Raw genomic sequence first — 13,140 nt, 5'->3', positions numbered from 1 at the left:
TAGTTAGTCTACCTCGACAGATCGGAAGTCCCCCGTGACCACCGCGACCTCTCCCTCGGCGGCCCCCGCCGTCCCGGCGACCCTGCGCCGGCTCTACCTCGTCCGCTTCGGCTTCGCCCTCGTCTGGGCGCTCCTGCTGCTGGTCAGCGCCTCGAAGCTCGGCCCGCTGAGCGTGACGCTGCTCGTGCTCTACCCGCTCTTCGACGTCGCCGCGGCGGTGGTCGACCTGCGCTCCTCGAAGAACCAGGTCCTGCTCGCGAACATCGTGATCAGCGCCCTGGCGACCGTCGGCCTGGCGATCGCGGCGGCGTCCGGGATTCCGGCGGTGCTGCGCGTGTGGGGTGCCTGGGCGATCGTCGCCGGGCTGGTCCAGCTCGTCGTGGCGGTCCGGCGGCGCGCGCTCGGCGGCCAGTGGCCGATGATCCTGAGCGGTGGCATCTCGGTGCTGGCCGGGTCGTCGTTCGCGTTGATGGCCTCCGCCGACGACCCGTCGCTGGCCAACGTCGGCGGCTACGCGATCCTCGGCGGCATCTTCTTCCTGGTCTCCGCGCTCCGGCTGCGGGGCTGAGCGGTCAGCGCTCGAAGCTGACCGGTACGTCGAAGGCGGCCTTCCGGGCGGTCCGGCGGAAGGCCTTCAGGACCGGGCGGCCGAGCGCGAGCACCAGGACCGCGCAGAGTATGCCTCGCGGGATGTCCCAGCCCAGCGACGTGGCGACCACGAACAGGAAGTAGCGGTGCAGGTTCTCGGCCAGGCCGTCGCCGGGGATGAACGAGAAGTCGCTGCCGAAGGTCGCGTACGGCCAGAACCAGAGGTTCATCACCACGCCGTACAGGATGCCGGCGACCAGCGAGTACGCCGCGAGCAGCAGCAGCTCGAGCCGGCCGCCGGCGCGCGGCAGCAGGCCGGCCAGGCACCCCACCCAGGCGCACGCGAGCATCTGGAACGGCATCCACGGCCCGACGCCGCCGCTGATCAGTGCACCGGCCAGCAGCGACACAGCGCCCAGTACGAAGCCGAAGCCGGCGCCGAACGCTCGGCCGGCCAGAATCAGGAGGAAGAAGCCCGGCTCGAGACCTGCCGTCCCGGGCCCGAGCGCACGCAGGGCGGCGCCGACAGCGGCGAGCATGCCGAGCAGGGAGATCACCTTCGCGTCGATGCCCGACTCGGCCAGCTCAGCCAGTACGACGGCCACCAGCAACGGCAGCAGCAGGACGAACAGCCAGGGCGCGTCAGTGGTGTGGCCGAGCGCGGAGGCGCCGGCCTGGTCGGTCTGCCAGATCAACGGCCAGCCGAACGCCAGGACGCCGACCAGCGACGCGAGCAGCAGCGTCGCCGTACTGCGAGGCTTCAGCCGAACGAGTCGGTTCAAGATGCCCTCTCCAGGGCGTTGGCGACTTCACCAACGGTCAGGAACGGCAGCGGCGCCAGGATCTTGGCGACCTGCGGCGCGAACGCCGGCGAACCGGCGATCACCGTCGCGGTCTCGCCGTCGCTGACCAGCTCACCGTCAGCCAGCACCAGCACCCGGGTCGCGACCTCCGCCACCATCTCCACGTCGTGCGTGGACAGCACCACCGCGTGCCCGTCGGCAGCGAGCTCCCGCAGGATCTCCACCAGCCGCCGCTTCGCGCCGTAGTCCAGACCACGCGTCGGCTCGTCCAGCAACAGCAGGGGAGGAGCCCCACACAGTACGACGGCCAGCGCCAAGCACAGCCGCTGTCCCTCCGACAGGTCGCGCGGGTGCAGCTGGTCGTCGATGTCAGGCGCCAGCCGCTCCAGCAGCGCCCGGCACTTGCCAGCCGCGACCCGGAAGTCGCTGTCGGCACCAGCGCACTCCTCAGCCACTGTCGGCGCGTACAGCAGGTCAGCAGGCTCCTGCGGCACCAGTCCGACGGCCTTGACCAGCTGCTTCGGCTTCGTACGCCGTGGGTCGATCCCTGCCGCCACCACACTCCCGGAGCGCGGCTGCACGAGCCCCACCAGTGCGTTGAGCAGTGTGGACTTCCCGGCGCCGTTGCGGCCCATCAGCGCGACCACCTCACCGGCCCGCAGCTCCAGCGACACCCCACGCAGCGCCGGCACGCTCCCGTAGCTCACGACGAGATCGTTGCACCGGGCAAGCTCTTCGCCGATCGCGGCGACGCGCGGAGCCGGCCGGTGGTCGCCCAGCCGCTCCCGCAGTACGCCGGCCGCCCGGCGCGCGTCCCGCACCGACAGCGGCAGTGGCGACCACCCAGCGAGCCGCCCCAGCTCCACCACGGGCGGAGCGACCGGTGCGCTGACCATGACGTCGGCCGGAAGCCCGGTGGACACAGCACCGGATCTCCCCAGGTCCGGCAGGCCGGTGGACACCGCGCCTGAGATCTCCACGACCCGGTCGGCGTACTGGATCACCCGCTCGAGCCGGTGCTCTGCCATCACCACCGTCACGCCCAGGTCGTGCACCAGCCGCTGCAGCGCGGCCAGCACCTCCTCAGCGGCCTGCGGGTCCAGCGCCGACGTCGGCTCGTCCAGCACGAGCACCGCAGGGTGTGAGGTCAGCGCAGCGCCGATAGCCGTCCGCTGCCGCTGCCCACCGGACAGCGCGGTCAGCGGCCGGTCCCGTACGTCGGCCAGCCCCAGCAGGTCGAGCGTCTCCTCGACCCGGCGGCGCATCACGTCCGCAGCGACGCCCAGCGACTCCATGCTGTACGCCAGCTCGTCCTCGACCGTGTCGGTGACGAACCCGGCCATCGGGTCCTGCCCGACGATGCCGACCACGTCGGCCAGGTCGCGCGGCCGGTAGTCCTTGGTGTCGCGGCCGTCCACCAGCACCCGGCCGGACAGCGTGCCGCCGGTGAAGTGCGGGACCAGCCCGTTGATCGCCCGCAGCAGCGTGGACTTGCCGGAGCCGGTCCGGCCGATCACCAGCGCCAGCTCGCCCTCGGGCACGGTGAAGCTCACGTCCCGCAGCGCCGGCGCGTCGGCGCCGTCGTACGTGACGGTGACCCGGTCGAACTCGATCATGCGGGCACCAGCTCACGTCGTCGGGTCAGGGGAGGAGCGGCGACCGCCGGGGCCAGGCCGATCAGGATGCCGATCACCGGCAGCAGCGGCACCGGCGGTACGACGAGCGGGCCCGGCAGCACCAGGCCCTCGACGCCACGAGCCGCGGCGACGATCAGCGCCGCAGCAGCCAGCGCACCGGAACCGATGACGAGCCACTCCGGCAGCGCCCACGGGTCCGGTCGGTAGCGGGTGCGCGTGACGCGCTGTCGCCCGACAGCCATCGCACCGATTGCCAGCAGTACGCCGAACGCCAGCGCGCCTGCAGCAACGGGTGCGGCCATCGCATCGGTGAGCAGGGAGTAGACGCCGAGCATGATGCCCAGGAGCCCGAGCAGGACGGAGGCGCCGGTGATCCGGCGCTGGCGGCGCGGGACGTGCGCCGTACGGCCGTAGCCTCGGGAGTCCATGGCCGCGGCCAGCTCGACCGAGCGGTCCAGGGCGCCTTCCAGGACCGGCATGGCCGTCGTACGGAAGGAGCCGCGGGTGCGGCCGCGGAGGCGGCGAGCGCCACGGATCCGGCGGGCATCGGTGACCAGCTGCGGCGCGAAGGTCAGCGCGACCACGCAGGCGACGCCCATCTCGTAGAGGGCCCCCGGCAACGACTTCAGCAGGCGGCGGGGACTGGCGAGCGCGTTGGCGGCGCCGATGCAGCACAGCATGACGGCGAGCTGGCCGCCGTCGTACAGGGCAGTGACCAGGGCCTCGGCCGTCACCTCGCCGCCGAGCTTCACGCCGTTGGCCCAGTCGGGCAGCGGGATCTGCGGGAGGGTGAAGAGCAGTGTGTTGCCCTGGGAGCGGGTGGAGAGCAGCGCCTGCAGGACGACGCGGACGCCGATCACCACCAGACCGAGCTTCAGGAACGCCAGGTAGCTGTTGGCCCAGGGGGCGTCGCTGCGGCGCGCGGCCACGACGAAGCCGGCCACCGCCAGGATCAGGACGAGCAGCACCGGGTTGCGCGTCCTGCTGGCGGCGACGGCCAGGCCGAGGGCCCACAACCACCACGCCCCCGGGTGCAGAGCCCGGGGGAGAGTCAGGTGGTGGACCGCGCGCACCTGATCAGCTCTGCGTACGCCGGCGAGCCAGCACGAATCCGCCACCGGCCAGCAGCAGTACGACGACCGCCGCGACCACGATGCCGGTCACCGGAGCGCCGCCGTCGTCCTCGGCCGTCGGCGGCTGCGCCGCGTTGGTCGGGTTCGGCGCCGGGGTCGGGGTGGCGGCCGAGCCGATCGCCGGGCCGATCTCCAGCGTGACCGGCGCGTCGGTGGCCGGGACCTTGATGTCCTTCACCGCGGTGCCGCAGCCGGTCGCCGGGTAGCCGGCGATGCCGCAGGTCAGGCCCTTCTCGATCCGGACCGGGCCGGTCGCGGCCAGCACCTTCGCGCCGTTCGCCTTGGCGTCGGTGACGATGCAGGTCCCGGTGGGCGGCGGCGGAGCGACACCCGACTCGGAGTCGGCCGGCGTACCGGGGTCGACGACGAGGGCGACGCGCTTCTTGCCGGTCTCGGCCGGGGTCGCGCCGCAGATGGTGGCGAAGTCGCCGGCGGCCCGGGGGACGCGCGGCTTGGCGCCGCCGACGGCGTACCGCCAGCCCTCGACCGAACCGTCGGCCGGGACGATCTGGTCAGCGCCCTTCTGCGCGAACGCCCACTGGCCGTTGGTCCACTGGTAGTAGCCCCAGAACCGGTAGCCGTTCTCGGTCGGAGCAGCTTGGGCAGCGGTCGTGGTGACGGTCCCCGCCAGCAGGAGACCCGCCAGCAGGCTGAGGACCAGTCGCAGGGTCCGGTGTGCAGTCATCTCGTGTCCTCGGTCGGGCCGAGAGCCCAGCGAGAGGAGAGGCGCCACCGCGGCGAACACGGGGCCGGCTCCTCCCGCGGTCCTCGGCGGGTCGGTGAGCCTGCTGCCTGGACGCAGTGTTCCGGCTCACCGCCGCCCGGCGAGTCCGGGTGCGGCCTACGGTTGCGGGTCAGCGCCGGCGTCGGACCGGCTTCCCTGCGGCACAGCAGTGGTTCGGCCGCAGCTTATCCTGCTCACACGCAGCGCCGCCCTTCTCCCGAGTCTGCTGGGGAGAAGAGCGGCGCTGTGTTCTTGCTTACCTACTCCTGCGCGGCCAGGCTCATCGGGCCGTAGACCTCACGCCCGTCCTCGAGCAGGTAGACCTGCGCGACGCCCTGGTCGGCCAGCTCGCGCCAGATCTCGCCCAGCCAGCTCTCCGCGTCGCCCTGGGCCGAGAAGTCCCCGGTGCCCAGGTCGCCCGGGTCGGCCGGCTCACCGGCGGCGGTCTCGTACCGCCACGTCCAGCTCACGAGCCCGGCCGGGTCTGCGGCGCGTTCTGCGCGGTCTTGCCCGGGTCGCGCTCGACGACGTTGCCGAGCGCTTCGTCGATCCGCTTCAGCAGCCCGTCCTCGAGCTTCACCCCGGCCGCCTTGACGTTCTCGCCGACCTGCTCGGGGCGGGAAGCGCCGATGATCGCCGAGGAGACGTTCGGGTTCTGCAGCACCCAGGCCACGCCCAGCTGCGACAGGCTCAGACCGGCCTCGTCGGCGATCGGCTGCAGCTCCTGGACCCGCTCCAGCACGTCGTCCTTGAGCCAGCGGCTGATCATGTTCGCGCCGCCCTTGGTGTCGGTCGCGCGCGAGCCCTCCGGCGGCTGCTGACCCGGCTTGTACTTCCCGGTCAGCACTCCCTGCGCGATCGGGGAGAACACGACCTGCCCGATCCCGAGCTCCTCCGACGCCGGGACGACCTCGGCCTCGATGACCCGCCAGAGCATGTTGTACTGCGGCTGGTTGGAGACCAGCGGGATCCGCAGCTCGCGGGCCAGCCGGTGGCCCTCACGGAGCTGGTCGGCGGTCCACTCCGACGTACCGATGTAGAGCGCCTTGCCCTGCCGGACGACGTCGGCGAAGGCCTCCATCGTCTCCTCCAGCGGCGTCTCGGTGTCGAACCGGTGCGCCTGGTACACGTCCACGTAGTCGGTCTTCAGCCGCTTCAGCGACGCGTTGATCGACTCCTGGATGTGCTTGCGCGACAGCCCGGTGTCGTTCGGCCCCATCGGCCCGGTCGGCCAGTACACCTTGGTGAGGATCTCCAGCGATTCGCGCCGCTGCCCCTCCAGAGCCTCCCCGAGCACACTCTCCGCCGCGGTGTTCGCGTACGTGTCCGCGGTGTCGAAGGTGGTGATCCCGGCCTCCAGCGCCGCCTTCACACAAGCCTTCGCCTGCTCGTTCTCCACCTGCGACCCGTGCGTCAGCCAGTTCCCGTACGAGATCTCGCTGACCTTCAGTCCACTGTTTCCGAGATACCGAAAGTCCATGGGTCCGACCCTACTTCCACCGGCGGACAGCCGCTCGCCGAGCCGGTCAGTGGACGTCGATCACCAGCGTGTGGTGACCGGTGAGGCCGGCCGGTACGACGGTGACCGGTTGGCCGTCGAGGTGTACGGCGGCTGTGGTGCCCGAGCCGGTGAGGGTGAGGTCGAGGGTGGCGGAGCGGTAGGGGAGGGCGGTCAGGTGGAGGTCGCCTGAGCCTTCCGGGACTGTCGGGCGGACGGTGATGCCGTCGGGGGTGAAGTGGAGGCCGAAGAGGGACTCGTGGATCAGCCGGAGGTACGCCGTGGCGGACCAGGTCTGGTGGGGGAGGGACTCCCACTGGCGGCCCACCTGCCAGCCGCCGTCGACGGCGCCGGTCACCGCGTTGTAGAGCTCGAACAGCTCGTCACCGGAGCCGTGGAAGAGGCGGGTCAGGTCGTCGAGGGTCTGGCCGAAGGCCTGGACGTCGCCGGCGGAGGCGGCGGCAGCGCCCCACAGGCCCATCACCATCGGCCAGCAGATCGCGTTGTGGCGGCCGGGGCGGTCGGCGTCGTACCGGTCGAAGTGGGGCCAGACGTTGACCATGCCGTACGGCTCGCGGTGGGCGCTCTCGAGGATCTGACGGGTGCGCGACGGCCCGGCGATGCCGAAGTCGACGGCCAGCGCGAGCCCGGCGGTCTCCTGGTGCGGGTCGAGGCCGTCCGGGCCCAGGAAATAGCCGTACAGACCTCTGGCCGGGTCCCAGAGGTGCAGGTTGATCGCGTCGGTCAGTACGTCGGCCCGGCGGTCGAACAGGGGCTCGTCGCCCAGCAGCGCCAGGCAGCGCAGCGCCCGGACGTAGACCGCGTTGGTCGACAGGCACCGCAGCTCCGCCGTACCGGGGTAGTCGAGCACGAACGACCCGCCTTGCTCGTCCGACGACTCCACTTCCTCGTACGACGGCAGCCCGCTGATCCCGTCCTGCATCAGCGCCGGCCCGCGGTACAGCCCGGTCGCCGGGTCGAAGCGCTCCCGGTCGAGGATCGCCAGCGATGCCCGCCCGATCTCGTACGCCGCCGCGGCGAACTCCCGGTCGCCGGTGACGACCACGTGCTGCCACGCGCCGATCACCCAGATGATCTGGTCCCACCACTGGTTGTCCTGGGCGACCACCCAGCCCGCACCGGGCGGCTGTCCAGCGTCGGCGCCCCCGCCGGGCTCGCAGACCTTCAGCAGCGTCGCCCGGGCCACGTCCGGCGCGAGCAGACTGGCGGCGTTCCAGCAGTTGATCGCCGCGTCCCGCGTCCACGGGTCCTCGTACCCGCCGCCGGCGCGCACGTATCCGGTGGCGGTGACGTTCACGTCGAGCAGGTTGTGCAGCGCGGCGTCGTACAGCTCACCCAGGACGGGCGAGCCGGTCAGCCGGGGGCGGGGCGGCAACGGCTCAGGCCGGCTTCTCGCCGCGGGCCACCATCGGCTTGGGCAGCCGCCAGCGCCGCATCTGCATCGTCCGGCGGACGGCGTAGAACCCGATCCCGCGGGTCCCCTCGTTCGGGAACTTCTTCGCGATCGCGCGCTTCAGCCCGCTCGACAGGAAGAACCAGTCGGCGCCGATGCAGGCGATCATCACCAGGAACAGCAGGTTCACCAGCCCGGGCAGCCAGGTGAACACGCCGGAGAAGACGACGCCGAGCAGCGAGATCACCAGCAGCACCGGCAGCGCGAACTCCATCACCGACCAGCGGGCGTCGACGTAGTCGCGGGCGAACCGGCGGACCGGGCCCTTGTCGGCGGCCGGCAGGTACCGGTCGTCGCCGGTCTTCATCGCGTCCTGCATCTTGGCCCGCTCGGTGCGCATCTTCTCGCGCCGGTACGCCGCCGCCTCCTTGCGGTTGCGCGGCTTCTTCAGCGCGGCCTTGCGGGAGGCCTCGGCCTCGCGCCGGGTCGGGGTCGGGCGGCCCTTGCCCCCGACCTTGCCCTGGGGCTCCGCGGCGGCGGGCTCGGGGGTTGTCTCGGACTTGCTACGGCGAAACACGGGACCTGGACCTCATTCGGGCTGCGTCAAGGGATCTCGGGGTGGTCCCCGGAGGATCGGGCCAGTTTATCGGGGCCGGTCCTGATGGTGTCGTGACCCATGGGGACATAGGGTGGATGACACGCACGCCGGGTCCACTCTCCGGCACAGAAGGGGTACGGATATCGATGAGCATCTTCAAGCGGATGTCGACGATCTTCAAGGCCAAGGCGAACACCGCCTTGGACAAGGCCGAGGATCCTCGCGAAACCCTTGACTACTCGTACCAGAAGCAGCTCGAGCTGCTGCAGAAGGTACGCCGTGGTGTGGCCGACGTGGCCACCAGCCGGAAGCGGGTGGAGCTGCAGGCTTCGCAGCTGCAGGCCCAGTCGTCCAAGCTGCAGGAGCAGGCCCAGAAGGCGCTCTCGATGGGCCGGGAGGACCTCGCCCGCGAGGCCCTGACCCGCAAGTCCGGCCTGCAGGGCCAGATCGACGACCTGACCGCCCAGCACGCCCAGCTGCAGGGTGAGGAGGAGAAGCTCACGCTGGCCTCGCAGCGGCTGCAGGCCAAGGTCGAGTCGTTCCGGACCCGCAAGGAGACCATCAAGGCCACCTACACCGCGGCCGAGGCGCAGACCCGGATCAACGAGGCCTTCTCCGGCATCTCCGAGGAGATGAGCGACGTCGGTCTGGCGGTCCAGCGGGCCGAGGACAAGACCCAGCAGATGCAGGCCCGCGCGGGCGCGATCGACGAGCTGCTGGCCTCCGGCGCGCTCGACGACGCCACCGGGACCAGCAAGGACAGCATCACCCTCGAGCTGGAGCGGATGTCGTCGAACTCCGACGTCGAGAGCGAGCTGGCCGCGATGAAGGCGCAGATCGGCGGGTCCGAGGCGCCCAAGCAGCTGTCCCAGGACGCCCCCGGCGGGGCGCAGCCGGCCCAGCAGCCGGTCCAGCAGGCCGAGCCGGTTCGACCGCAGGACGGAGACGTTCGATGATCGTTCGCATCATGGGTGAGGGCCAGTACCGGCTCGCCGACGACAAGCTCGAGCAGCTGAACGCGGTCGACGCCGACCTGGAGAAGGCCGTCTCGGCCGGTGACGAGGCCGCGTTCCAGTCCGCGTTCACGGCGCTGCTGGAGTTCGTCCGCGGCGGCGAGCGGGTGCCGGACGACGAGCTGCACGACTCCGACGCGATCCTGCCGCCGGACGACAGCACGCTGGCCGAGATGCGCGAGCTGATCAGCGGCGACGGCCTGATCGCCGGCTGACTCCTGCGGTGCCGGTCCGGGTTCCCCTCCTGGCGGACCGCCACCGAGTGTGACCATGCGTGAAGAGGGCCGACCTGCCCGGGTCGGCCCTTTTGCGTTGCCTGCGGTTCATCTTGGAACGATCACTCGCCGGATGTGCTGTTCGAGAGCGGTCACGCGTAGTACTCTCAGCTGAACCGCCGCCGACCAGGCGGCGAACATGCGGCAAACCGCACCGGGGGGAACCGGGGGCGGTGTTCACCGGGGGGTGACAGAGGGTGACGGATAGTGCCGTCGTGGGGGAGAAGTCCAAGGATGGCCTGGCGCCGCTGATCGCGGAGGCGCCGGACCGGCGCAAGCCGGTCTGGGTGGTACCGGACACGGTGCCGGCGATCGTTCCACGCTCGACCTGGGCGACCCGCCCGCCGTGGGTCGCGGTGTACCACTGGGCGGCCATCGGTGGCGACCTGCTGGCCGCGGTGATCGGCGCGTCGGTCGCGCTGCTGACCCGCTTCGGGTACCAGATCGGCGGTGGCTACCTGGTGTTCGGCAGCCTGCTGCCGCTGGCCTGGGTGGCCGCGGTCGCGCTGTCGCGCGGCTACGAGTCGCGCTCGTTCGGCTCCGGCGCGGACGAGTTCCGCTCGATCCTGCGGTCCGGCCTCGGGCTGACCGCCGTCGTCGCGGTGGTGTCGTACGCGACCAAGAGTGAGATCGCGCGCGGTTTCGTCGTCCTGGCGATCCCGGCGACGATGGTCCTCGCCTTACTTCTCCGGTACCTGCTGCGTCGTGACCTGAGCCGCCACCGCTACCGCGGGCGCTGCATGCGCCGGGTCCTGGTCGTCGGCCGGGACGCCGAGGCCGCCACGCTGAGCGAGCGCCTGACCGAGCGTCCCGCGGACGGGTACCGCGTGGTCGCGGTCTGCCGGCCGCGCGGCGACGCCCGGCCCGGGCTGGCGCCGGAGAGCATGGACGAGGCCGACATCATGGCGGCCGTCGACCGGCACGCCGTCGACGTGGTCGCGATCGCGGCCGACCCGGAGCTGTCCGGTCAGTCGCTGCGCCGGCTGTCCTGGGCGCTGGAGCAGCGCGGGGTCGAGCTGATCGTGTCGCCCGGCATCATCGAGGTGGCCGGCCCGCGGATCTCGGTCCGCCCGGTCGCCGGTCTCTCGCTGCTGCACCTGGAGCGCCCGTCGTCGAGCGCCGGACCGCACCTGCTGAAGAGCATCTTCGACCGGCTGATGGCGCTGGTCCTGGTGATCCTGGCGCTGCCGCTGCTGCTCGGGATCGCGCTCACCGTCCGGCTGACCAGCCGCGGCCCGGTGCTGTTCAAGCAGCACCGCGTCGGCCGCGGCAACGTCCCGTTCACGATGCTGAAGTTCCGCACCATGGTGGTCGACGCGGAGGCCCGGCTGGTCGAGCTGGCACCGGCCAGCGACGGCAACGGGGTGCTCTTCAAGCTCCGCTCCGACCCCCGGGTGACCAAGGTCGGCAAGGTGCTGCGGCGCTACTCGCTGGACGAGCTGCCGCAGCTGCTGAACGTACTGCGCGGAGAGATGTCGCTGGTCGGCCCGCGACCGCCGCTGGAGGTCGAGGTGGCCAAGTACGCCGCCGACGACACGCGCCGAATGCTGGTGAAGCCGGGGCTGACCGGGCTGTGGCAGGTGAGTGGCCGCAGCGACCTGTCCTGGGACGAGTCGGTGCTGCTCGACCTGCGCTACGTCGACAACTGGTCGATGACGCTGGACCTGCTGATCTTGTGGAAGACCGCACGGGCGGTGCTGAAGGGCTCCGGCGCGTACTGAGCCGGACGGCCGCTGGGGGGCGGCCGTGCGGCAGCGACGTCAGTCGCGCGGGGGGACATCTCGATGGAGGGGAACGGATGGCGACTGAAGACGGCCGGTTGGCCGTGGAACTCGCGACGCGGGCGGGCAGACTGCTGCTCGACCTGCGCGCGACTGGGGGTTCGGGCCGCGTCCTGGGCGCCGAGGGCGACCGATCGGCGAACGAGCTGCTGATCGGCGCGCTGCGGGAGCACCGGCCGGGCGACGCCGTACTGAGTGAGGAGTCGGCCGACTCCGCGGCGCGGCTGAGCGCCGAGCGGGTCTGGATCATCGACCCGCTCGACGGCACCCGCGAGTACGGCGAACCGCCACGCGTCGACTGGGCGGTGCACGTCGCCCTGTGGGAGCGCGGCGAGCTGACCGCCGGAGCGGTCGCGCTGCCCGCCATGAACGTTGTCCACGGCACCGAAGACCCGCAGCCGCTGACCGCCCGCGAGGCCGGTCCGCTGCGGATCGCGGTCAGCCGCAGCCGCCCGCCGGCGCTGGTCGAGAAGCTCGCCGTCGACCTGGACGCCGAGCTGGTCCCGATGGGGTCGGCCGGCGTGAAGGCGACCGCCGTACTGCGCGGCGAAGCCGACGCCTACGTGCACGCGGGTGGCCAGTACGAGTGGGACTCGGCCGCTCCGGTCGCGGTCGCGAAGGCAGCCGGGCTGTTCTGCAGCCGGATCGACGGCTCGGCGCTGCGCTACAACCAGCCCGACCCGAAGCTGCCGGACCTGGTGGTCTGCCGGTCCGAGGTCGCCGACGAGCTGCTGGCCGCGATCGCCGTACACATCCTGGAGCCCCGATGAGTCCCCGGTACCAGCTGACGCAGCTGGAGACGCTGGAGTCGGAGGCCATCCACATCTTCCGCGAGGTCGCGGCGGAGTTCGAGCGCCCGGTGCTGCTGTTCTCCGGCGGCAAGGACTCGATCGTGATGCTCCGGCTGGCCCAGAAGGCGTTCTACCCGGCCCGGATCCCGTTCCCGGTGATGCACGTCGACACCGGCCACAACTTCACCGAGGTGCTGGAGTTTCGCGACCGCCGGGTCGCCGAGCTGAACCTGCAGTTGCTGGTGGCAAGCGTTCCGGACGCGCTGGACCGCGGCTTCGTACAGGCCCCGCCGGACGGCACCCGGAACCGGATCCAGACCCCGGTGCTGCTGGAGGCGCTGGAGAAGCACCAGTTCACCGCGGTCTTCGGCGGCGCCCGCCGCGACGAGGACAAGGCCCGGGCCAAGGAGCGGATGTTCTCGTTCCGCGACGAGTTCGGCCAGTGGGACCCGAAGAACCAGCGCCCGGAGCTGTGGAACCTCTACAACAGCCGGATCCACCTGGGCGAGAGCATCCGGGTCTTCCCGCTGTCGAACTGGACCGAGCTCGACATCTGGCAGTACATCGCCCAGGAGCGGCTGGAGCTGCCCTCGATCTACTACGCGCACGAGCGCGAGGTGTTCGAGCGCAACGGGATGCTGTTCGCGGTCAACCAGTACTGCTTGCCCAAGGCAACCGAGCCGGTGTTCACCGAGACTGTCCGCTACCGCACCGTCGGCGACGCCTCGCTGACGGCCGCCGTACGGTCGGCGGCCGACACCGTCGAGAAGGTGATCGACGAGGTGGCCGGGACCCGGATCACCGAGCGTGGCGCCACCCGGGGCGACGACAAGTTCAGTGAGGCCGCGATGGAAGATCGCAAGCGGGAAGGGTACTTCTGACGTG

At 71.5% G+C, this 13,140-nt stretch carries 14 protein-coding genes and 1 riboswitch; of the genes, 6 read left to right on the top strand and 8 right to left on the bottom strand.

Annotated features, from left to right (window positions below; genetic code table 11):
* The first annotated feature begins 34 nt into the window (after positions 1 to 34).
* Positions 35 to 568 carry a hypothetical protein gene (locus AB0M01_RS19615; protein WP_363671314.1) on the top strand — a complete coding sequence of 178 codons (534 nt, stop codon included), beginning with the start codon at positions 35 to 37 and terminating at the stop codon, positions 566 to 568.
* Between the two features lie 4 nt (positions 569 to 572).
* Here AB0M01_RS19615 and AB0M01_RS19610 read toward each other — a convergent pair whose 3' ends face one another.
* The 8 genes from AB0M01_RS19610 to AB0M01_RS19575 form a co-directional block, all read right to left on the bottom strand.
* On the bottom strand, positions 573 to 1,370 hold the full coding sequence (locus AB0M01_RS19610) for an ECF transporter S component (protein WP_363671312.1): 798 nt from the start codon (positions 1,368 to 1,370) through the stop codon (positions 573 to 575).
* Positions 1,367 to 3,007, bottom strand: a complete 1,641-nt coding sequence (locus AB0M01_RS19605; RefSeq protein ID WP_363671310.1) for an ATP-binding cassette domain-containing protein — start codon at positions 3,005 to 3,007, stop codon at positions 1,367 to 1,369. The genes AB0M01_RS19610 and AB0M01_RS19605 overlap by 4 nt, the downstream gene beginning before the upstream one ends.
* Entirely contained in the window at positions 3,004 to 4,101 is a 1,098-nt protein-coding gene (locus AB0M01_RS19600) for an energy-coupling factor transporter transmembrane component T (RefSeq protein ID WP_363671308.1), read from the bottom strand. The genes AB0M01_RS19605 and AB0M01_RS19600 overlap by 4 nt, the downstream gene beginning before the upstream one ends.
* 4 nt (positions 4,102 to 4,105) lie before the next feature.
* Complete coding sequence (locus tag AB0M01_RS19595; RefSeq protein WP_363671306.1) at positions 4,106 to 4,846, bottom strand: SCO2322 family protein; 741 nt, start codon at positions 4,844 to 4,846, stop codon at positions 4,106 to 4,108.
* A gap of 116 nt (positions 4,847 to 4,962) precedes the next feature.
* Positions 4,963 to 5,041, bottom strand: a riboswitch (cobalamin riboswitch).
* A gap of 104 nt (positions 5,042 to 5,145) precedes the next feature.
* Positions 5,146 to 5,355, bottom strand: coding sequence for a hypothetical protein (locus tag AB0M01_RS19590; RefSeq protein ID WP_363671304.1), 210 nt, complete (start codon positions 5,353 to 5,355; stop codon positions 5,146 to 5,148).
* On the bottom strand, positions 5,352 to 6,365 hold the full coding sequence (locus tag AB0M01_RS19585) for an aldo/keto reductase family protein (RefSeq protein ID WP_363671302.1): 1,014 nt from the start codon (positions 6,363 to 6,365) through the stop codon (positions 5,352 to 5,354). Before AB0M01_RS19585 ends, AB0M01_RS19590 begins: the two co-directional genes overlap by 4 nt.
* Positions 6,366 to 6,411: 46 nt before the next feature.
* Positions 6,412 to 7,779 carry a hypothetical protein gene (locus AB0M01_RS19580; RefSeq protein WP_363671300.1) on the bottom strand — a complete coding sequence of 456 codons (1,368 nt, stop codon included), beginning with the start codon at positions 7,777 to 7,779 and terminating at the stop codon, positions 6,412 to 6,414.
* Positions 7,780 to 7,783: 4 nt separating this feature from the next.
* A complete protein-coding gene (locus AB0M01_RS19575; RefSeq protein WP_363671298.1) occupies positions 7,784 to 8,374 on the bottom strand; it encodes a DUF3043 domain-containing protein in 591 nt (196 codons plus the stop codon).
* Positions 8,375 to 8,541: 167 nt separating this feature from the next.
* Here AB0M01_RS19575 and AB0M01_RS19570 point away from each other — a divergent pair, with 167 nt between their 5' ends.
* From AB0M01_RS19570 to cysD, 5 genes are all read left to right on the top strand, one after another.
* Complete coding sequence (locus tag AB0M01_RS19570; protein ID WP_363671296.1) at positions 8,542 to 9,351, top strand: PspA/IM30 family protein; 810 nt, start codon at positions 8,542 to 8,544, stop codon at positions 9,349 to 9,351.
* Entirely contained in the window at positions 9,348 to 9,623 is a 276-nt protein-coding gene (locus AB0M01_RS19565) for a hypothetical protein (protein WP_363671294.1), read from the top strand. The genes AB0M01_RS19570 and AB0M01_RS19565 overlap by 4 nt, the downstream gene beginning before the upstream one ends.
* Before the next feature lie 275 nt (positions 9,624 to 9,898).
* On the top strand, positions 9,899 to 11,404 hold the full coding sequence (locus AB0M01_RS19560; protein WP_363671292.1) for a sugar transferase: 1,506 nt from the start codon (positions 9,899 to 9,901) through the stop codon (positions 11,402 to 11,404).
* Positions 11,405 to 11,481: 77 nt separating this feature from the next.
* Positions 11,482 to 12,234 (top strand): 3'(2'),5'-bisphosphate nucleotidase CysQ, encoded by a 753-nt coding sequence (locus tag AB0M01_RS19555; protein WP_363671290.1) that lies wholly within the window; start codon positions 11,482 to 11,484, stop codon positions 12,232 to 12,234.
* Positions 12,231 to 13,136 carry a sulfate adenylyltransferase subunit CysD gene (gene cysD, locus AB0M01_RS19550; protein ID WP_363671287.1) on the top strand — a complete coding sequence of 302 codons (906 nt, stop codon included), beginning with the start codon at positions 12,231 to 12,233 and terminating at the stop codon, positions 13,134 to 13,136. The genes AB0M01_RS19555 and cysD overlap by 4 nt, the downstream gene beginning before the upstream one ends.
* The last annotated feature ends 4 nt before the right edge of the window (positions 13,137 to 13,140 follow it).

This window comes from Kribbella sp. NPDC051770 (assembly GCF_040681455.1).
Lineage (GTDB): Bacteria > Actinomycetota > Actinomycetes > Propionibacteriales > Kribbellaceae > Kribbella.
This window is presented reverse-complemented; position numbering and strand designations above follow the sequence as displayed.